Annotated in this window: 17 protein-coding genes and 1 pseudogene; 7 read left to right on the top strand and 11 right to left on the bottom strand. The window is 43.7% G+C overall.

Going from position 1 to position 21607, the window contains the following annotated elements; translation table 11 throughout:
• Window positions 1-45: 45 nt before the first annotated feature.
• From ribBA to V7K21_RS00375, 4 genes are all read right to left on the bottom strand, one after another.
• Window positions 46-1719 carry a bifunctional 3,4-dihydroxy-2-butanone-4-phosphate synthase/GTP cyclohydrolase II gene (ribBA, locus tag V7K21_RS00390; protein ID WP_335170865.1) on the bottom strand — a complete coding sequence of 558 codons (1674 nt, stop codon included), beginning with the start codon at window positions 1717-1719 and terminating at the stop codon, window positions 46-48.
• A gap of 510 nt (window positions 1720-2229) precedes the next feature.
• Entirely contained in the window at window positions 2230-2715 is a 486-nt protein-coding gene (locus V7K21_RS00385) for a hypothetical protein (RefSeq protein ID WP_335170864.1), read from the bottom strand.
• A 349-nt stretch (window positions 2716-3064) separates the two neighbouring features.
• Complete coding sequence (locus V7K21_RS00380) at window positions 3065-4447, bottom strand: aminopeptidase P family protein (RefSeq protein WP_335170863.1); 1383 nt, start codon at window positions 4445-4447, stop codon at window positions 3065-3067.
• Between the two features lie 34 nt (window positions 4448-4481).
• Complete coding sequence (locus V7K21_RS00375) at window positions 4482-4721, bottom strand: hypothetical protein (RefSeq protein WP_335170862.1); 240 nt, start codon at window positions 4719-4721, stop codon at window positions 4482-4484.
• 221 nt (window positions 4722-4942) lie between these two features.
• Between V7K21_RS00375 and V7K21_RS00370 the strand changes: the two genes are divergently transcribed.
• The gene (locus tag V7K21_RS00370; RefSeq protein ID WP_335170861.1) at window positions 4943-5743 is read left to right on the top strand and encodes a PhzF family phenazine biosynthesis protein; all 801 of its coding nucleotides are present in this window, start codon (window positions 4943-4945) and stop codon (window positions 5741-5743) included.
• 8 nt (window positions 5744-5751) lie between these two features.
• Here the strand turns inward: V7K21_RS00370 and V7K21_RS00365 are convergent, their stop codons facing one another.
• Window positions 5752-5901 (bottom strand): hypothetical protein, encoded by a 150-nt coding sequence (locus V7K21_RS00365; RefSeq protein WP_335170860.1) that lies wholly within the window; start codon window positions 5899-5901, stop codon window positions 5752-5754.
• Window positions 5902-5990: 89 nt separating this feature from the next.
• On the opposite strand from V7K21_RS00365, the gene V7K21_RS00360 reads away from it, so the two are divergent.
• Entirely contained in the window at window positions 5991-6125 is a 135-nt protein-coding gene (locus V7K21_RS00360; protein WP_335170859.1) for a hypothetical protein, read from the top strand.
• A 200-nt stretch (window positions 6126-6325) separates the two neighbouring features.
• Window positions 6326-6765, top strand: a pseudogene (locus tag V7K21_RS00355) (DUF4332 domain-containing protein).
• Between the two features lie 40 nt (window positions 6766-6805).
• Here V7K21_RS00355 and V7K21_RS00350 read toward each other — a convergent pair.
• Window positions 6806-7420, bottom strand: a complete 615-nt coding sequence (locus V7K21_RS00350; protein ID WP_334794678.1) for a TetR/AcrR family transcriptional regulator — start codon at window positions 7418-7420, stop codon at window positions 6806-6808.
• A 150-nt stretch (window positions 7421-7570) separates the two neighbouring features.
• On the opposite strand from V7K21_RS00350, the gene V7K21_RS00345 reads away from it, so the two are divergent.
• The 3 genes from V7K21_RS00345 (at window position 7571) to V7K21_RS00335 (ending at window position 12099) form a co-directional block, all read left to right on the top strand.
• On the top strand, window positions 7571-9319 hold the full coding sequence (locus V7K21_RS00345; RefSeq protein WP_335170858.1) for a M16 family metallopeptidase: 1749 nt from the start codon (window positions 7571-7573) through the stop codon (window positions 9317-9319).
• Between the two features lie 35 nt (window positions 9320-9354).
• Complete coding sequence (locus V7K21_RS00340; protein ID WP_335170857.1) at window positions 9355-10872, top strand: M16 family metallopeptidase; 1518 nt, start codon at window positions 9355-9357, stop codon at window positions 10870-10872.
• A gap of 579 nt (window positions 10873-11451) precedes the next feature.
• A complete protein-coding gene (locus V7K21_RS00335; RefSeq protein WP_335170931.1) occupies window positions 11452-12099 on the top strand; it encodes a Uma2 family endonuclease in 648 nt (215 codons plus the stop codon).
• Between the two features lie 147 nt (window positions 12100-12246).
• Here V7K21_RS00335 and rpmB read toward each other — a convergent pair whose 3' ends face one another.
• The 4 genes from rpmB to gloA form a co-directional block, all read right to left on the bottom strand.
• A complete protein-coding gene (gene rpmB / locus V7K21_RS00330) occupies window positions 12247-12483 on the bottom strand; it encodes a 50S ribosomal protein L28 (protein WP_335134374.1) in 237 nt (78 codons plus the stop codon).
• Between the two features lie 160 nt (window positions 12484-12643).
• A complete protein-coding gene (gene htpG / locus V7K21_RS00325; RefSeq protein WP_335170856.1) occupies window positions 12644-14635 on the bottom strand; it encodes a molecular chaperone HtpG in 1992 nt (663 codons plus the stop codon).
• Window positions 14636-15206: 571 nt separating this feature from the next.
• A complete protein-coding gene (gene clpB, locus V7K21_RS00320) occupies window positions 15207-17849 on the bottom strand; it encodes an ATP-dependent chaperone ClpB (RefSeq protein ID WP_335170855.1) in 2643 nt (880 codons plus the stop codon).
• 585 nt (window positions 17850-18434) lie between these two features.
• Window positions 18435-18869 (bottom strand): lactoylglutathione lyase, encoded by a 435-nt coding sequence (gene gloA, locus V7K21_RS00315; protein ID WP_335170854.1) that lies wholly within the window; start codon window positions 18867-18869, stop codon window positions 18435-18437.
• Window positions 18870-19135: 266 nt separating this feature from the next.
• Here gloA and eno point away from each other — a divergent pair, with 266 nt between their 5' ends.
• Entirely contained in the window at window positions 19136-20425 is a 1290-nt protein-coding gene (gene eno, locus V7K21_RS00310; protein ID WP_335170853.1) for a phosphopyruvate hydratase, read from the top strand.
• 74 nt (window positions 20426-20499) lie between these two features.
• On the opposite strand, the gene argC is transcribed toward eno, so the two are convergent.
• Window positions 20500-21558, bottom strand: coding sequence for an N-acetyl-gamma-glutamyl-phosphate reductase (gene argC, locus V7K21_RS00305; RefSeq protein ID WP_335170852.1), 1059 nt, complete (start codon window positions 21556-21558; stop codon window positions 20500-20502).
• Window positions 21559-21607: the final 49 nt, after the last annotated feature.

Here is a 21607-nt window from a genome sequence, read left to right as displayed (position 1 = left end):
CTCGGCGATAACACCCCCTTGCATATTGAAAGAAAATTATCGAAGTTATTTGCTAAAGCTATAAATTTGCTGTGTCTCCAGGCGATCGCTAATCGATGAAGGCAGTGTACTATCCGGGAATGTCTGTCGATCTAGTTGGACTTGTAAATTACTCAAAGGATCGCAACCAGAAGAAATCAGAAATTCTAGTTTCTGGATGTAAGGTAAAGTTGCTAGGTTGTCCAGAATTTGGAAGATAGCCTGGATATAAGGATGACCATTTTGCTGATACCAATCACAGCTAGCGACTTTTGCCTGATCAAAACCCAAGTGTACTGTTAAAGATGGCTCGTCAAATAAAGCGATCGCTAAGGGACGCGCTTCTTCCTGTAACAATAAATCATTACTTTTCGCTAAGTGTCGTAGTTTTTCTAAGCGTTCATAACGTTCCGTCACAGCTTCCGGGTCATCTTGCCAATGAATTGCTACTGTTACCAGATAAGTCTGTAACAGCATATGACCCAGCTTTTTCGCTTTTGTCGCCAGGTAATAGGAATTGTAGTCATTGGCTTCAATTAATAATGGCACGCGATCAACTACTTCCATGCCATAGCCCTTGACTCCAGCAATTTTACGGGGATTATTGGTAATCAGACGAATCTTTTTGATGCCCAAATCCATGAGCATTTGTGCCCCCATCCCGTAGTCTCGTAAGTCAGCTGGAAATCCTAAACGCTCATTGGCCTCTACTGTATCCAGTCCCATATCCTGCAATGAGTAGGCTTTCAGCTTGTTAATCAAGCCGATTCCCCGTCCTTCTTGCCGCAGGTATACAACTACACCTTGACCAGCAGACTCAATCATTTTCAGTGCAGCTTCTAACTGCATCCGACAGTCGCAGCGCAGAGAACCCAAAGCGTCGCCAGTTAAGCATTCTGAGTGCATCCGCACCATCACTGGTTCATCTCTGAAGTTAGCTGGATCTCCCTTGACAATTGCAACGTGTTCTGTATTATCCAGAGTATGGCGGTAGGCGTAAATTTCAAACTGACCAAATTGACTAGGCAGCTTGGTAATCACCTCACGATACACTAGGCGATCGTGCTGTAGGCGATAACTAATTAAATCAGCAATACTAATAATTTTTAAATTGTGACGTCTAGCGTATTCAAATAATTGTTGTAACCGCGCCATTGAACCATCGGAGTTTTGAATTTCACAAATTACCCCAGATGGGTATAGCCCTGCTAGTCTAGCTAAATCCACAGCAGCTTCTGTATGTCCGGCACGTTTGAGTACGCCTCCAGCTTTAGCCCGAATGGGAAAAATATGACCAGGACGACGTAAATCAGTAGGTTTTGTGGTCGGGTTGAGACTAACTTGGATAGTGCGGGCGCGGTCTTCCGCTGAAATGCCAGTGGTTACACCCAATTCTGGGCTAGCATCAATACTAACAGTGAAGGCAGTTTGGTTAGTATCTGTAATGTTGCTTACCATCAAGGGTAAGTCTAGTTCGTCTAAGCGATCGCCTGTCATTGCCAAACAAATCAGCCCTCTAGCTTCCACCGCCATGAAATTAATCATGTCAGGTGTGGCAAATTGAGCAGCACAGATTAAGTCGCCTTCATTTTCTCTATTTTCATCATCTACCACTACAATCACGCGACCACCTTTTAGGTCTGCTAAGGCGGCATCAATCGAATCAAATTTAAAAGCTTGACTAGTATTAGGCTGTGACACAGAAAGATTTCCAGTTCCCAACGTAAATTTTTTTAACAATTTCTTCTTTTAGATTGTAGCTCCTTTATAAGACTAGAGAAGTAGACTAGCATTGACACTCTCAGGTCTAAAGATACGCTCCTTTCTCCAAGCAAAGCATGGAAGGGATAGTCAAATATACCCCTAGATGCTCAAAAAAACTACTATTACTAAAGGTATTGCAATTGCGCTTAATTATTGTTTTTCTTAAAGCTTTCAGAGTCCATTACCCTTGCCAAAACGTGGTAATATACACAACCTGCTTAACGGAAAACCCTTCTCCTAAGGGAGATGCTACGTGAACAGGACTGGACTCACCATTATTTGCTCTTTCAAGTCATAGTGCCGTTAGCTCTTATTACTAACCGTTGTTTGATGAGAGCCGGGATTTCTCCGTACTAAGATACTTCAAAACGTAAATAGTTTCTTCTATTCACAATTGAATTTTAACACAGACTGATTGATTTGAAAACTGCCGTAAGAGTTGCTCTTTTATGATTGAGTTGCTGCCGGTTTTGAGAGCTGTTGTTGGTAAAAGCGGACAACTTTTTGCACATAGTCAGCAGTGAAACCTTTGTTGCAACCTGTATAGTTACCAGTCATCCACCAACAAGCTGCGCCACGCACAGATGCAATTTCATTATTATTGGTGGCGCCTAATTGATTGCTTAACTCCCGGCGCGTAATACAGGATACAACTTGGTGGGCGATCGCAGGGCTGTTTTCAAACTGCGTCGGTGTTAGTTCTCGTTTGAGACAAGTTTTTGACCAGCCTTTGAGAGTTTCTGGTTTAACTTGCCATTCACTGTAAAGTCCATCATTGGGATTTTTTGTCTGCGGTGCAGCCTGTCGCAACGCCTCTACCATCGCCGCAACTTGGGTATCAGAAACCGATTGTTGTGCTTGAGCTAATAATGGCAATAGTCCGAAGGTGACAATAACTCCATTGAGTAGTAATCCTATGGGGTTTTTGATCATGAATTTGGAATTATTTTAGATATCACGAGGTAGAATACTATGTCTTTAGGATACCAATTACCAAGGCTTAAAATAGTAACATCATAGATATTCCCTGATTAAATGGTAATTAAACATAATTAATTACAGTCATTGCCGGCAGAGTATATTTTTACCCTACGGGATGCTACGCGAACAAAGAAGCAAGCTACGCGGTAGGGTCTCCAAAAGTTGCAATCCCAGCCGCAAGCGAATTGCTTCATTTCGCTACCCGTCTCCTGACGTATACAAGTAGCGAACGGGAACATCAAGGGCAAACGCTGCATTCGCAATGCCATTGTGTAATTAATTATGTTTGTTTACTTATTTTTTAACAACTCACTAAATTTTCCACAGCACTAGCACTATTTGGTAATGCGGCTGTTAAAACTTCGCTACCTACTTTAGTAACTAATACATCATCTTCAATGCGGATTCCGCGGACATCAGCAAATTCGGATAAACGCTGCCAATTCAGCACATTATGATATTTTGAGCGAACATTGGTATCATTCAAAATTGCTGGTACTTGATAAAAACCAGGTTCAATTGTGACTAACATTCCTGGACGCAAAGGACGATTTAAACGCAGGTAGCTTAAGCCAAAGCGATCGCTCCTTTCCCGCCCCTCTTCATACCCTGCTAAATCGCCCAAATCTTCCATATCATGAACATCTAAACCCAGTAGATGACCAATACCATGAGGGAAAAACAGCGCGTGGGCATCCATTTCTACTAAATCTTGGGGATTTCCTTGTAGAATTCCTAACTCTACTAAACCTTCAGCCATCACCGTGGCAGCTAGCAAATGAATATCTCCATACTCTACACCAGGGTGTATTTTGGCAATGCAAGCATCATGGGCTGCTAATACGACATTATAAATATCTCTCTGGGTGGATGAAAACTTACCGGAAACTGGCCACGTGCGAGTGACATCACCTGCCCAACCCATCTCAGTTTCAGCGCCAACATCGGCAAGCAATAAGTCACCTGGTTGTAAGGGATTGTGATAGTGTTCGTTATGCAAAACTTCGCCGTGAACTGTAACAATACTGTTGTATGAGGTGGTCATGTTATGGGCAATAATTACCCCTTCCATCGCTGCCCGAACTTCTGCTTCCAGCTTCGCTTTTGGTGTTGCTGCCATACCAACTTTGTGCGCTTCTACAGTGACAGCCGCCGCTTTTCGCAACTGGGTTATTGCAGCATCATCATGAGTGAGGCGCAGAGAAACGATCGCCTTAGCTAACTCCAAATCAATTCCTTGGGGAGGACTTTGTGGTAAAACCCATCTATTTAATAGCTGCGATTGTTGCGTCCAAGTAGCTGCATCTTGTACAGCAACTGTGGCGGCATCTTCTACCCAAGATTCTAGTTCTGCCATCGGCCCTGCCACATCTGCCCCAATCTTCTGGGCTATTTCCTCGCGCGTTGGCGTTTCTCCATGCCAAAGGGCGCTGCTGGGTGATGGATCGTCGATGAATAGTTCTAGCCTACCCGCTTCTAGACGAATTGCCGCCTTTGATAATGGCAGTCCGGCAAAATAGAGGAAATGACTGCTAGCGCGAAACGGAAGAAGATTTGCCAGAAAGTTGCGCGGATTGTTGCTACCTGACCACAGAATTACTGGAAAATCAATGAGGTTGGCTAGTTGTTGTCGTCGGAAACGTAAAGTATCCACGAGGGAAGTAGAAGTTTGTTGGATAAGCATAAATGGAAACTCAAGGTTATAGTTTTGCCTTTATTTAGTCGTTATCTTCTTTATCGTCATCGTCTTTATCATCCTTGTGATCGCGATGTTTGTCGTCGCCATTTTTGTCTTTGTTGTTAGTCTGGTTAGGCTGTTGGGTAGGTTGTAGGACTGGTTTTTGTTGCTCTGTTGGAGCAGAGCGCTGTGGTACCTTAACAACACAACTAACTAATCCTCCAGAAATTAGCGCTAAGTTGACAGCTGCAAAGATGCTTCTGAAGATTTTTATCCTCATGTTTTCGTTTTGCTTGAACATTGACCCCAGTTTTGGGAGATTGTATTCCTAATTTATAAGGTACTGTATATGGGGGTTCTCATTTTGATGTAACACGCGCTTTAACACGGCTGTGCTAACCTACCAACGATTAGCCGTCTGAGAATAATCGTAACGGTCGGCATAAATCTTTAACGCACTCCTGAGAAATATAATGCTGTCTAACTTTTAAAGCGACTCTAATGAGACAAATCATTACTCAGGTTGATGCTTTCACCAATATACCTTTCGCAGGGAATCCTGCTGCTGTCTGTGTTTTGCCTACTTTCCAAGACGAACGCTGGATGCAGAACGTAGCGCAGGAGATGAATTTATCTGAGACGGCTTTTTTAGTTAGACGGGATGATGGCTTCAATCTGCGTTGGTTTACGCCCACGGTGGAAGTACCGCTTTGTGGTCACGCAACTTTAGCTAGTGCCCATGTACTTTGGTCAGAGGGACATTTGTCACCGAATGAGGCTGCGCGTTTCTACACCAAAAGCGGAGTGCTGATTGCTAAGTTGCAAGGTGAGTGGATCGAGTTAGATTTTCCTGTGAATCACTCACAAGAAACGATCGCTCCTCCAGAACTGAGCAAGGCTTTGGGTGTACCATACAAATCTGTCTTGCAGAATTCACTAGGTTATTTAGTGGAATTGGAATCGGAAGACTTGGTGCAGCAAATACAGCCTAATTTTCAATTACTAAAAACGTTGCCTGTTTCTGATGTTATAGTCACCAGCGTTGCTTCTTTAGATTTAAATTATGATTTCGTCTCTCGCTTCTTTGCACCAGGAGTAGGTATTAATGAAGACCCCGTTACTGGGGCTGCTCATTGTTGTCTCGCTCCCTTTTGGCGCGATCACTTGTACAAAGATGAGTTATTGGCTTATCAGGCATCCAGTCGCGGTGGGGTAGTGAAAGTACGCTATACAGGAGGCGATCGCGTCTTTCTCGCCGGACAAGCTGTAACTGTTATGCGAGGTGAGTTAATTACTGCATAAACCTAATATTACAAATCAATCGCATCCGGCAAAAACTCAGCATCGAGAACTTGGGCAATGGGATAAGGACATTCCACTATGAACGAGCTAGATTTGAAATCTTTTACACCCATCTTAACGTTAGGGGGCGAAGCGATCGCGTCTTTCTCGCCGCACAAGCCGTAACTGTTATGCGAGATGAGTTCATTACCGCTTCATTTTAATAAGCTAACATGGTGAAATGTTATTGTTAATCGATACAATTGCATTGTCAGTTGATCCAATCGCATTGTCAGTCGATACAATCGCATTGTTAATTGATCCAATTGCTTTGTCAGTCAATACAATTGCATTGTCGGTCGATCCAATCGCATTGTCAGTCAATACAATTGCATTGCAGTAGATTGCATTTAGATGTATGTTCATGAAACATTCCCACAGGGTAGCAGTAAAACAATGCCAAAATTGAAAGGCTCAGATCCCCGACTTCTTAGAGAAGTCGGGGATCTTGTTTCTACGCCTTTGATTTAAGATTGCTATATATGTGATTAAGTTTTTTTTATTTGTCAGAATATTAAAAGAAGCCTATATTTAGTTTTAAAAATGTCTGCTAAAAATACAAAGAGTCGAAATCTGCTCATATCTGGTGACTGGCCAATCGAGCAATTACCTGGACTGAGCCACGAAGAACAATCTCAACTACAAAATTGTAGGATTACTAGCACAGTAGCGTTAGTCAAACAAGGCAAGACTCTTGAGGCACGGCTGGCGTTAGCAAATAAACTACAGATTCATCTTCAGTATGTAAATAAATGGATGGCTTTAGCTGACTTGGCGCGTATTCCCAGTGTAGGCGTCCAATATTGTGGTTTATTGCTCCATGCAGGTATTGGTTCTGTAGCACAGTTGGCTCAGACTCCGACTCATAGATTGCACCAACAAATTATGCGTTTGCAAGTAGCAACAATCAGCGACGAGATTTGTGTCCAGCGATTGAGCTAGTACAACAGTGGAGTCAGCAAGCCAAAGCAATTATTAGTTAAGAATAAGGAGTAAAATTCATAATTCATAATTTATAATTCTTTACTCTTTGGCTAAGACTCCATTAAGGAAGATATCAGCGAGTCCTTCAGCCATTTGCTGCATTTGTTGGGGGGAAGCGTCAGGTTCTATAAGGGTGTTGTTAGAAAAACCTGCGATCGCAAACATTCCCAAGAAAACTTTAGCAACCAGCTTGGCATCCATTTGGCGATAAATGCCTTTGTCCATCGCTGTTTGAAAGAACGCTTCACCCACATCGGTCATTTTAGTAATCACTTCTAATTGGATGCGATCGCGCAAATCGGGGTGAAACTGCACCTCCATAAAACAAACACGCATTAAATCGGCATTTTTTTGGAAATTCCACATCCGGCGACGCATCACTTGAGCTACGGCTTTATAGCTGCCCATTTCACTCAATTCTGTCAGCAAATCTGTAAGAATCTCTACCCAGCCACTCGTAGCTACTTCCACCAAAATTGCCTTCTTATTGGGAAAATGACGAAATAGAGTGCCTTCAGCTACACCTGCCGCCTCTGCTAAATCACGCGTGGTAGTGCCGTCAAATCCCTGAGCGGCGAACAATCGTTGTGCTGCCTGTAAAATCCGGGTGCGCGTCTGAGTCTCTGAGGGTGGGGAAGAATTAAAAACTCGCATAACAGTTATGGTGAAATTTGCAGAACACGATTTGTAGCATTATTGTCTAACATCAAGTTAAAAAGCCAGTGAAAGCTTAATACAAGATTAACGTCCTTTTGCTAAGTATCCTGTTTCTTAGGTAGTGTAACTTTATCTTAATTTTCGCTTATGAACCAGATCAGTCGGTCAATTTTAGATTTTAGATTGGGGACTTTCCTGCAAAACGTTACGCGTAGCTTGCTTCTTTGTTCGCGTAGCGTTCCGCAGGAAAGGAGTACGACTTCTCTACCAGACGCGCAAGGGACGCTCAGTCGAACGATTTTGGATTGCTTAGATAAAGTATCTGTCAGATTGCGGCGGTTGTTTGTCACTTTGTTGGCTTTGATTGTTCTTTGGTGGGGATTACTGCCAGAAATTGCTCTGGCTAAAACTCAAACGGCACTTCCTCAAGCAGCCAAAACTCAAACCCCACCGGTTCAAAGTTCGATCCAACCTTATCTGGATCGAGTGATTAAGCAGTTAACAGAGTTTCGCCTCGACAATGGTCTAAAATTCATTGTCTTGGAACGACATCAAGCGCCCGTGGTTTCCTTTCTTACCTATGCCAATGTCGGTGGTGTGGATGAGTCAGATGGTAAAACTGGCGTAGCTCATTTTCTTGAGCATTTGGCGTTCAAAGGGACAACGCGCATTGGCACACAAGACTACAAGGCAGAAAAACCTTTACTAGAGCGCTTGCAGCAGTTAGATACTCAAATTAAAACAGCCAAAGCCGATGGCAAAAAAGATGAAGTTGCTCGGTTAGAAACTGAGTTTAAGCAAGTAGAATCACAAGCAGGTAAGCTAGTCAAGCAAAACGAACTGGGGCAAATTGTGGAACAAGCGGGAGGCGTGGGTTTAAATGCCAATACTTCTACTGAAGCCACCCGTTATTTTTACAGTTTTCCTGCCAATAAGCTGGAACTTTGGATGTCGCTGGAGTCGGAACGATTTCTCGATCCTGTAATTCGTCGTGAGTTTTATAAAGAGAAAGATGTAATTTTAGAAGAACGCCGGATGCGGGTGGAGAATTCACCCATTGGACTGATGGTGGAAAAGTTTATTGATACTGCCTACAAAGTTCATCCATACAGGCGTCCAGTGATTGGTTATGACGAAGATATCCGCAATCTGACACCAGAAGATGTCCAGAATTTTTTTGATACTCACTATGTACCAAGTAATTTAGCGATCGCTATTGTCGGAGATGTTAAGTCGGCTGAGGTGAAAAAACTGGCGCAAACTTATTTTGGCCGCTATCAAGCAAAAACCAAAGCTGTTGAACAAATCCCGGCGGAACCGCCACAACAACAAACACGGGAAGTTACTTTACAGCTACCTTCTCAACCCTGGTATTTAGAAGGTTATCATCGTCCGGCAATTACCCATCCAGATAATGCAGTCTATGAAATCATTGGCAGTTTATTAAGTGATGGGCGCACGTCGCGGTTGTATAAGTCTTTGGTAGAAAAGCAGCGTTTGGCGCTAAATGCCCAAGGTTACAGTGGATTTCCTGGAGATAAGTACCCAAACCTGATATTTTTCTATGCTCTCACAGCTCCTGGTCATACAGTTGATGAGTTGGCGGTGGCTTTGCGTCAAGAAATTGACAAATTAAAAACTGAGCCTGTAGAAGCGGCTGATTTGGAACGGGTGAAAACCCAAGCACGGGCGGGTTTGTTACGTACCCTCGACTCAAATATGGGGATGGCTCAACAATTGTTGGAATATGAGGTGAAAACTGGCTCTTGGCGGAATTTGTTTAAGCAGTTGGATGACATTGCAGCGGTAAAGACGGCTGATATTCAACGGGTGGCGAAAGAGACGTTTACGGCTGAAAATCGCTCGATTGGTAAGTTGTTGTCGAAAGAAGGATGAAAAACGAACCGCAAAGGGCGCAAAGGAAGAGAGATATGCAGAGGTACAAGGTGAAGGGTAAAAGGCGGATGGTGTTCAAGATTCAAAATGGCAAGGGGTTTATTTATGCTTTGGTTGCAGTTTTTGCGTGTCTAGTTTTAACTTGTAATTTTTCTCTGGCGGCGACGGCGCAAGCAAAGCATTATAGTGAATTGCAGTTGCCACCGCTACCTGAGATTAAGTTACCCAAGTATGAACGGTTTGTTCTCCAAAACGGCTTGGTTGTCTATTTAATGGAGGATCACGAGTTACCGTTGGTGAATGGGACGGCGTTTGTGCGGACAGGTAATCGCTTAGAACCACTGGAAAAAGTCGGTTTAGCTGGTTTTACAGGCGCAGTAATGCGAACTGGGGGAACTAAGAAGCATTCGGCTGATGAACTCAACGAGATATTGGAACAACGGGCGGCATCTGTAGAAGTTGGTATTGGTGAAACTTCTGGTAGTGCTAGCTTTGACGCACTTAGTGAAGATTTAGAAACAGTGTTTGGGCTGTTTGCCGAGGTGATGCGATCGCCAGTATTTGCTCAAGGAAAGCTAGACTTAGCTAAAACACAAGCTAAGGGTGGCATTGCCCGTCGCAATGACGATCCAGATAGTATTGCTAGTCGAGAATTTAAGAAATTGATTTATGGGAAAGATAGTCCCTATGCTCGCACGATAGAGTATGCAACGGTAGATCAGGTTTCCCGTGAGGATTTGCTGAAGTTCTATCAGCAATATTTCCACCCCAATAATATGATTTTAGGGATTGTGGGGGATTTTAATGCCAAAAAAATGCGATCGCTCGTTCAAGCAAAGTTTGGCGACTGGAACCGCAACCCAGGTATTGCTAAACCCAAATTACCAAAGGTTTCGCCAGCTAATACAGGTGGAGTATTTTTTGTAAATCAGCCACAACTAACACAAAGTAGTGTGCTTATCGGGCATTTAGGCGGACGGTTCGACAATCCCGATTATGCGGCGCTGGATGTATTAAATGGGGTGTTAAATGGGTTTGGTGGACGCTTATTTAATGAAGTGCGATCGCGTCAAGGTTTAGCTTACTCTGTCTATGGCCAGTGGAGTCCCCGCTACGATTATCCTGGCATGTTTATTGCTGGTGGACAAACGCGATCGGATGCTACGGTGCAGTTTGTCAAAGCTTTACAAGCTGAAATCAAGCGCATCCAAACTCAAAGAGTAACAGCAAAAGAACTGGTTTTTGCCAAAGAGTCTACACTCAACTCTTTTGTGTTCAACTTTCAAAACCCCAACCAGACCTTATCACGGTTGATGCGATACGAATATTACGGCTATCCTGCTGATTTTCTCTTTCGCTATCAAAAGGCCGTCGCCGCCACCACCGCCGCTGATGTGCAACGGGTAGCACGAGAATACCTCAAGCCAGAAAGGATTGTGACTCTAGTCGTGGGGAATCAAACCGCCATTCAACCGCCATTGACGCAGCTAGCAGCACAGGTGACACCAATAGATGTAACGATTCCTGGTTTGCGACCACAGGCGAAGAATTAATCAAAAATTGCGAACAAGAAATTCAGCCTGCTTTTAGATGGCGAATGCGGATGATGAATTTGATAGTGTTTCGTTACTTGAGCATCCTTACTAGGTCTACCACGTCCTTTGTATTGTAAAACTGCAACAGCTTTGATATCAACAAGCTAATCTAAATGCAACTGACAATTTATGACTTTAGCTGCTCTCTCAAACTCTGATTTCTCCGTGTCCTCTGCGCCTCTGCGGTTCGTTATTCCGTAACTCGTGCGTAAGTCCTATAACTACTCAAATCAAATAATTTCCTTCATTATCGGGAAATGACTAAGGACAAGTTGGAGTAACAAGTAGAAACTAAATCAGGAACCAAAACCTCTGGAGTTTCCAGAGGTTTTTCTTTAAACTACGCTTTTCTATGTAGGAGCGATCGCCCCTGTATACACTTCTATAAGGGGTTTTTTAAGCAACTGATGTTCGAGGACAAGCTGCTGTGTGTACAAGCATCTAACAATTTTAGTGATGAAGCAGCAAAAATTGTCGTAGCGCATTAGTCAACTGGAGTAAGCTAAATTTAGGTTTGAGCTACTGGGAGTGGAGATGATGTTGTTGGAATTAAAGCGCATCCATGTTCCACCAGGACAAAGAGTGCTACTGCGAGATGTAACCTGGCAGGAATTGGAAACAATTTTAGAAGATTTAGGGGAACATCGTGCTGCACGAATTGCTTATGACAGGGGAATACTGGAGATTATGGCACCACTGCCAGAACATGAATATGACAAAGAAATTATTAGTGATTTAATCAAAGCGCTTTTAGAAGAACTAAATACTGAGTTCATCAGCCTTGGTTCTACAACTTTCAAAAACCAAGCAATGGTTCAAGGTATAGAACATGACCAGTGTTTCTATATAAAAAATGAATCTAAGATTCGCAAGAAGAAGCGACTAGATTTAACAGTAGACCCTCCTCCAGATTTAGCTCTAGAAATTGATATTACTTCTCGCACTCATCCTAATATTTATGAAGCTTTAAAAGTACCTGAGCTTTGGCGTTTTAATAAAGGAAATTTCCAAATTAATGTTCTGCGAGATGGGCATTATATAGAGTCTCCGCAAAGCCTAAATTTTCCTCTATTCCCACTAATTAAAACGATTACCCAATATCTGGAGCAAAGTAGAATAGCAGGTAGAAATGCAACACTCAAAGCTTTTCGTCTTTGGGTACAAAAGCAGATACAAGAGAAATAATTCATAATTCGTAATTAATAATTAATTAATTTTGGGTACTGAATCGCCTAATTTCAGTCCTATTTTGGTAGGGAAGCAGGATAAGCAGCGGCTTTGGCCGCTTATCCTGTTTCTGCTACATAGTTTTAGGTTATAAATCCACCTTACTTAGTAATGATTCAGGTTGATACCAGCTTCTTTTGCCATCGCTTCTAACCCTTTACTATCTAGGGTTTTAATTGCTTTGGTAGACAGCTTTAATTTTACCCAGCGATTTCCTCCTGCCCACCAAACACGCTTGCTTTGCAGATTGGCGTGCTGAAGGCGTTTAGTACGGCGGTGGGAGTGAGAAACAGCAAAGGCGTTATTTGCCTTCTTACCAGTTAGTTCACAGCGACGGGACATAGCAAGTATCTCCAGATTGTTATTTTAATACAGCCTTTCCATTTTAGGTCTTAGGCAACAGAAGTAGGAAAGGGAGGAGAGGGATAAGGGACAGGGAGAGAAATAACTCCTAACTCCATGTAGAGAGGCGATTAATCGCCTCTCTACTCTTAACTCAGCACTATTTACTAGCTTGTTCCGTCAGCTTAGTGAGTACCTCATTCGAGCGCTCGACAAAAGATTTCATCCCCTCAGCGTCAAATCCTTTCTGAGACATCAGCGCTAAATCGTAGACATGTTGGCAAATCAAGTTTACTAACTGATCTGTAGGCGATTGACCGTCACCTTGAATAATACTACCTTGGTTAAGATTTACCAGATTTTGAATCAGCGGGTGAGCAGTATTCACCAGCAAAACGTGATCTTCAGGAAAATCTACTGTTTGTTGCTGCATCATGGCGTTCATTTCTCGCATCCGGCGGAGAATCTCTGGTAAAAGCACGATCGCAGGTGGTGTCCCTTGGGGATCGTCTGATTTCAAAGCTTCGGTACGGATGTTGAGTTTGGGTTTTTTGAGAGATTTCTCAAATAACTCTTTGATGCTCTCACTCCGGGTTTTGTTCGTCTTGGGATCAACAATTTCCGTAGCTTTGTCTTGTTCCAGCAGGGTATTATCCAAATCTGAGTCCACCCGCGTAAATTTGACATCCTGATATTCCCGCTCTAGGAAGTTGATAAAGTGGGTGTCGATGAAGGAGTCCATAAACAGGACTTCCAAGCCTTGATTTTTGTGTAGTTCTATATAGGTAGCTTGGGTTGCGGCATCGGTACTGTAGAAAACCCGGTTTTCGTGACGTTCTTTGTTACGTTCTAGATACTCTTTGAGCGTAGTATAGGGAGCGCTGGGTTCTGAGTTCTCAGAACTGGCTGAAGCAGGAGTGACATCTTGCCAAGCATCTCCGTCTGAAGACTGTACTTCGACTACTGGAGTTTCAGCAGCAGGCTTTTCTGTCAGCTTGGCGGTAGTGCGGAAGACGATGATATCTTCAATTTGTTTTTTGAATTTCTCGTCGTTGAGAACGCCAAATTTTACAAAAGTACCGAGGTCTTTCCAGGCGCTAATGTATTGTTCACGGTTGTCACGGAAAAGTTCTTTGAGGCGATCGCCTACTTTCTTAGCAATGTAATCACCAATTCGCCGCACGGTGCGATCGCCTTGCAAAGCGCTGCGCGATACGTTCAGAGGAATATCGGTGCTATCAATCACACCCCGCATTGGAGTTAGAAATTGCGGAATAATTTCTTCGCAGTTGTCGCTAACAAAAACTTGATTACTAAATAGCTTGATCTGCCCTTTAGTAACATCTACATCCGGCCTCATTTTGGGAAAATACAGAATCCCGTTGATGATGAAGGGATAGTCAGTATTTAGATGTACCCATAACAGCGGTTCTTCCTGAAAAGGATACAGGTAGCGGTAAAACTCTAAATATTCTTCTTGACTGAGATTACTCGGAGACTCTCGCCACGGTGCTATTTGCTTATTTAGTACTTCACCTTCTAGTTTTATCGGTACTGGTAAGAAATCGCAGTATGTCTTGACAAGATTCTTAATTCGTGCTTCTTCTAGAAATTCCTCTTCTTCTCCTTGCAGGCTGAGAGTTATAGTAGTACCGCGAGTTGTCCGGGGCGATTCTTCTAGGGTGAATGCTGGGGAACCATCACAAGTCCAGTGAACTGCTTGTGCCCCTTCTTGGTAGGATAGAGTATCAATTTCTACCTTTTGCGCCACCATGAATGAGGAGTAGAAACCAAGACCGAAGTGACCAATAATCGGTTGATCTGATTTGCCTTCATACTTATGAATAAATTCTTCAGCACTAGAGAAGGCAACCTGATTGATATATTTCTTAACTTCTTCTGCGGTCATCCCGATACCGTTATCGGAGATGGATAGGGTTTTGTTATTTTTGTCAATGGCAATTTCAATTTCTGGTTCGCCAATTTCTCCAGCGTAATCTCCAGCGCGGGATACCATTTTCAGCTTTTGGATGGCGTCTACGGCGTTGGATACCAGTTCCCGCAAGAAGATTTGATGATCTGAGTAAAGCGACTTCTTAATGATCGGGAAAATATTCTCAGTATGAATACTGATGGTGCCTTGTTCTAGCATAATTGGTAATCTTCGACGTTAGTATCTGAAATGATGATAGTGGCTAATACAGCCTAACCCTCTGTTTTCCAGGATAAACCCGGATAACACAGAAAGGCATGATACCAATTAGGATTTTAAAACCATAACTTAGGCGATCGCTCCTTTTTTGAGCATTGTTTGCCCCCATTTTCTGATTCGGATTTCCCTACTCCCGATTTTCAACGCAGGTTTATTAGCCCTCATCCTCCGACCAAGCTGTAAAAATTAGACTGGGATTAGACGCTGACTTAATGTCTTTAATATCAGCGCTGACAGAAACATTATTCTAAGCAACTTTTGGAGATATATCACCTTCTCACTTCCACTTAAAATACTAGTTTAAATTAACAGAATTCTCGATTTTGGATGGTGAAGACTGAGAAAGTGAAAATCACAACATAATTCATGTAGAAGCAGGAAACTGATATGATGATCGCCTTCTCACTTTACGGCTTCTGCGATCGCACAGCGTCTCGTAGAGAATAAGAAAAATGAACCTACGGAGGTGGATTTCGTCTGGGTAGCCGCCATTTATAATCGCCTTCTTAGACTATGTAGCAATTTGTGATACTGACACCTTTACTGGCACTTTTTTGCTAAAAGACAGACCGTTTTCATTTTTGTCAATCATAATCGTGTCTCCAGAGATAAAAGTATTTTCCAATAACTTGGTAGCCAAAGGATTTTCTACTTCTCGCTGAATTGCCCGTTTCAGTGGACGGGCACCGTAAACTGGGTCATAGCCTGATTCGACAAGGTAATCACAAGCAGATTGGGATATCTCAAAGAAGATTTTTTGCTCTCGGAGGAGATTTTCTACCCGTTTGAGTTGAATGCGGATGATATGCCGCATTTCCGTGCGATTTAAGGTATGGAAGAGAATAATATCATCAACGCGGTTTAGAAATTCCGGGCGGAAATGCGATCGCAAAGCTTCCATTACCCTGACGCGCATTTTTTCATACTTGGAATCATCACCAGCTACATCCAAGATATGTTCGCTACCAATGTTACTGGTCATCACAATAACGCTGTTGCGAAAATCTACTGTTCTCCCCTGAGAGTCAGTAATTCTCCCATCGTCTAGCACCTGCAATAAAATATTGAACACATCGGGATGCGCCTTTTCCACTTCATCCAACAGCACCACTGAGTAGGGACGGCGGCGAACCGCCTCGGAAAGTTGACCGCCTTCTTCATATCCTACATATCCTGGAGGCGCTCCCACAAGGCGAGAAACTGAGTGTTTTTCCATATACTCAGACATATCCAAGCGCACCAATGCATCATCAGAATCAAAGAGAAACTGAGCTAAAGCGCGGGCGAGTTCGGTTTTACCCACACCAGTGGGGCCCATGAACAAAAATGAACCAATGGGACGAGAGGGGTCTTTCATCCCCGCACGGGCGCGACGAATCGCTGCTGCTACTGCTTCTACAGCTTCTTCTTGCCCAATGACTCGTTGATGTAAATGACTTTCTAGTTGCAGTAATTTTTGGCGTTCTGATTCCAACAGGCGATTTACGGGAATTCCTGTCCATTTAGCGACAATTTCGGCAATATCGGCTTCAGTGACTTGTTCTCGCAGCAACGTGGAACCTTGGTTTTGAATTTCTAAAAGGCTCGCTTCTTTGGCTTCGCGATCGTGCTGTACTCCCTCCAATTTGCCATATTTCAATTGGGCAGCTTTATTTAGATCATAAGCACGTTCCGCCTGTTCAATTTGCACTCGCAGCGCATCTTCTTCTTTCTTTAAGGCGCTTATCGCCTCCAATATCTGCTTTTCACCTTGCCATTGCTCATTAAATATTTTCTGTTTTCCGGTTAAACTGGCGATTTCTTGCTCAATTCGCTGCAAACGTTCTTTAGTTTGGGGAGTACCCTTTTCTTCGCCAGCTAATGACAGCTTTTCCATTTCTAACTGCATGAGGCGGCGATCAATGGTTTCCAATTCTGCTGGTTTGGAGGTAATTTCCATTTTCAACTGTGCTGCTGCCTCATCCACTAAATCAATAGCTTTATCTGGCAAAAAGCGATCACTAATGTAACGTGCTGACAGAGTTGCTGCTGCTACCAAAGCCGAATCAGAAATTTTGACGTTGTGATGGACTTCATAGCGTTCTTTCAATCCCCGGAGAATGGAAATAGTATTTTCCACACTTGGCTGATCCACAAATACTTGCTGAAAGCGGCGTTCCAAGGCAGCGTCTTTCTCAATGTGTTTGCGGAACTCGTCGAGGGTAGTCGCGCCAATGCAACGCAGTTCTCCCCGCGCCAGCATTGGTTTGAGCAGATTTCCGGCATCCATTGCCCCTTGTTGAGTGGAACCGGCACCGACTACAGTATGCAATTCGTCAATAAACAGTACGATGTCACCGTTAGATTCTGTAACTTCCTTGAGGACTGCTTTCAAGCGTTCTTCAAATTCTCCTCGCAATTTGGCCCCAGCAATCAAACTACCAATATCTAAAGAAATGAGTTTGCGGTTTTTCAGAGATTCGGGAACATCACCGTTTACCATCCGTTGTGCCAAAGCTTCGGCGATCGCAGTTTTACCTACCCCAGGTTCACCAATTAATACCGGGTTATTTTTGCTCCGACGAGACAAAACTTGAATTACCCGCCGAATTTCGTCATCCCGCCCAATTACCGGGTCAAGTTTTCCAGATTTTGCCTGTTCTGTCAAATCTCTGCCAAATTTTTGTAAAGCTTCATAGCGGGATTCTGGGGTTTGATCTGTCACTTTTTGGCTACCGCGAATAGTTTTGATGGTAGCTTCTAGTTTTTCTGTATCCGCACTAAAGCCTTTGAGTATCTTTCGTCCAATGCGATCGTCTTCAGCAAATGCCAAGAGGATGTGTTCCACAGAAACGTAGGAGTCTTTCATCCTGGTTCTAGCTTCCTCGGCTCGGTCTAGTAAAACATCTAAATTGCGGCTAAGGTAAAGCTGATCACTTTTACCAACTTTGGGCTGACGTTGGGTAAAGGCTTCTAACTGCTGTTGCAAGCGGATTGGATCGACCTCAGATCGAGCCAGAATACGTATTGCTAGACTAGTGGGTTCTTCTAACAGGGCAAGAATTAAATGTTCAACATCTAATTGCTGTTGTTGATAAGCACGGACTATATCCTGAGATTTAACAATCGCTTCCCAGGCTTTATCAGTAAATTTATTCGGATCTGTAGGTTGCATCTTTAAAATTTTGGAATTTTGATTTTTAGTTTAGGGATTGGGGAACTCGTAGTCCCCTCTGGGGATAAAGAGTAATGGGGATTGGAAAAACTCTTCCCCAGTCACTAATTATCCAAACATTCTCAGCGTATATCCGCGTGTATCGTCGGTGGCAATTTAGGATTGGTAATTTGGTGATAGTTTACTCTATTACCTATTTTCTAATTTAAAACGAAAACACTGTTCTGAGCTGACTTTGCCAAATGGTAGTATTGGAGCAATGTTGACGACGGGCTATCGGCATCGCTATTAGTGTTGCTCATCATGACAATATGGGGATAATACTAATAGGATTTACGCAGAGGAGATCCCCTAGCCCGCCTAAAAATGGGAGGCAAAAAGCGAAAAGTCTCGCGCGTCTGGGTAACAAAACTGCGAGACGCCAGTGTGCGGGAAAAATTATTTTCTCCGTATCTAGCTCAACTTTTTCAGACATCGGTGTGGATTTTCTTATCCCTTTATTGCCTTTGACAGGGTTTTCCTCCCCACTCAAAATTCAGCACTACTGAAGCTTAGATCCATCACCTATATTCTTAATTATAAGAATTACTGACTCACAAGTTGCTCTTGTGATTCCTGTTTGACTGCTGACCCTTGAGTTCCCAGTTGAATCAATTCAATTTTATACCCATCTGGATCTTCCACAAAAGCAATTACTGTCGAACCATGTTTCATCGGCCCTGGTTCACGCACGACTTTACCGGCTTGATTGCGGATTTCTTCACACATAGCGTAAATATCATCAACGCCAAGGGCAATGTGACCATAAGCATTACCCAATTCGTACTTTTCTACCCCCCAGTTGTAAGTTAGTTCTATTACCGTATTGTTGCTTTCGTCACCGTAGCCAACAAAAGCCAAGGTAAATTCTCCCCCTGGATAATCTTTTCGGCGCAGTAATTTCATTCCCAAAACTTCACAGTAGAACTTTAAGGACTCTTCGAGGTTGCCCACCCGCAGCATTGTGTGTAGTAATTGCATGAGCTTTTCTCTGTAATTGATTTAGTGTTCTCTGCCAATATTTTACCTAGCTGAAAGTCTGAAGGTACAAATGCCATCAGGGAAAGAATTAAAAGGTAAAGGATAAGATAAACATTCCCTGACCCATTTTTGGCATTGCTCCCTATTCATATAATGGAAATCTTCTTTAATCTCAGCCAATAAAGTCTCTTAAACGCCTATGCTAGCGATTGGGTTAGGCAACTGGACTGTATGCGTAACAGACTCGAATAAAGGATAAAGTACAGATGAGTAACATTCTAGATACAGCCATTGAGGCGATCGCATCTCGTGAAATTCTCGATTCACGCGGTAGACCAACAATTGAAGCCGAAGTGCATTTAGCCAACGGTGTTGTCGGACTAGCGCAGGTTCCGAGTGGTGCCTCTACTGGCACTTTTGAGGCCCACGAACTGCGTGATGGCGATAAAAGCCGTTATGGGGGCAAAGGCGTACTCAAGGCAGTACAAAACGTCAAAGAAGCACTTGCACCCCAATTGTTAGGCTTGGATGCCCTCAACCAAGAACTGCTAGACCGGACGATGATCGCTATAGATGGTTCTGCTAACAAATCCAATTTGGGGGCTAATGCGATTTTGGGGGTTTCCCTAGCAGCAGCTAAAGCTGGTGCTGAATCTCTAGAAATTCCTCTATATCGCTATTTGGGTGGGCCTTTGGCGAATTTGCTACCAGTGCCGTTGATGAATGTGATTAACGGTGGGGCACACGCATCAAACAACGTGGATTTTCAAGAGTTTATGATTGTCCCAATTGGGGCAACTTCCTTCCGGGAAGCATTGCGCTGGGGTGCAGAGGTGTTTGCCACTCTCAGTCAGGTGTTGGATGAAAAGGGTTTGCTCACTGGTGTAGGTGATGAAGGCGGCTTTGCCCCTAACCTAGAATCCAATCAGGTGGCTTTGGAATTGCTAGTTGCTGCCATTAAGAAAGCTGGTTATAAGCCAGGGGAAGAAGTAGCTTTGGCGTTGGATGTGGCGGCTAGCGAATTTTACAAGAATGGGCAGTATGTTTACGATGGTAAACCTCACGCCCCCACGGAGTTTATTGATTATTTAGGACAACTGGTTGATCAATACCCAATTGTGTCAATTGAGGATGGCTTGCACGAAGAAGACTGGCAAAGTTGGCAATTGCTCACCCAGAAGTTAGGTTCGCGGGTGCAGTTGGTAGGAGATGACTTGTTTGTTACTAACGCCACACGTTTGCAAAGAGGCATCCAGGAAAAAGCTGCTAATGCAATTTTGATTAAACTCAATCAAATTGGTTCTCTCACCGAAACCTTGGAAACAATTGATTTGGCAACTCGCAACGGTATTCGTTCAGTAATTAGCCATCGTTCTGGTGAAACAGAAGACACAACGATCGCTGATTTAGCCGTAGCAACCCGTGCCGGTCAAATCAAAACAGGTTCCCTCTGTCGCAGCGAACGCGTAGCAAAATATAATCGCTTGCTGCGAATTGAAGATGAACTAGGCGATCGCGCCGTTTATGCTGGTGCTGTAGGGTTAGGGCCGAAGTAGGTGCTGGGGGCTGGGGACTGGGGACTGGGGACTGGAGATTGAGCGCAGAATTCTTCCCAATGCCCCATGTCCAATTAAGGATAAAACCCCAACTTGGGCAACCCCAAGGTTTCATCCCAGCCCATCATCAGGTTTAGACACTGAATCGCTTGCCCCGCCTGTCCTTTAATTAGATTGTCAATTGCTGACATGACAATCACGCGACCTGTACGCGGGTCAACTTCTACACCGATATAACAAAGATTGCTGCCGTTAGCCCACTTCGTTTGGGGGTAAACGCCGCTACCGCAGATTCTCACCCAAGGAGAGTTGCGGTAGAAGGCTGAGAAAATTGTAATTAAGTCATCTCGCACTAGACCAGGATCGCGCAGCGTGGCATATACCGTTGCCAAAATACCGCGCACCATTGGGATAAGGTGGGGTGTAAATTGGATCATGAGTTCGTGACCAGCTAAGTCACTGCAAATTTGCTCAATTTCTGGGGTATGACGGTGACGGCCGACATTGAAAGCTGTTATCGAGTTGTCCGCTTCAGCTAGTAATAAGTTGGTTTGAGCTTGCCGTCCACTGCTAGATGTGCCGGACTTAGCATCGATAATAGCTGTTTCTGGTACGATTAAACCTTGCTTTAAGAGTGGCGAAAGTGCAAGGAGACTAGCAGTGGGATAGGAACCAGGACAACCAACGAGTTGAGCTTCGGCAATGCGATCGCGATACAGTTCTGGCAATCCATAAACCGCTGTAGCAGCAGTTGAGCGATCGTTTCTCTGTGTCCCATACCAACTTGTATAAGTTGCCAAATCACTAAACCGATAGTCTGCACTCAAATCCAGTATTTTACATCCTTTTTCTAATAGTTTAGGCGCGATTTGGCAAGCCAGACCATTTGGTAAAGACAGGAAAACTACTTCACAGCGGTGAGCAATTATTTCTGGTTCTACTGCCTCTATTGGCAGGTTAGCTGCATGAGCCAGATGCGGGTAGATATCTCCAAAGCATTTCCCGATACTGCTCTCACCACCTAAATAAACCAGTTCGACTTCTGGATGATCCATCAGTAGTCGTACTAACTGTACTCCGCCATAGCCCGACGCGCCAACAATCCCAACGGGTACGCGTCTAAATTTGCCCATGATCTGAAATCCTTATCCCATGAATGATTAATTCGTTCTCAGCTATCAA

The organism is Nostoc sp., assembly GCF_036919595.1.
Lineage (GTDB): Bacteria > Cyanobacteriota > Cyanobacteriia > Cyanobacteriales > Nostocaceae > Nostoc.
The sequence above is the reverse complement of the archived record's forward strand: the minus strand, read 5'-3'. Positions and strand labels throughout refer to the sequence as shown.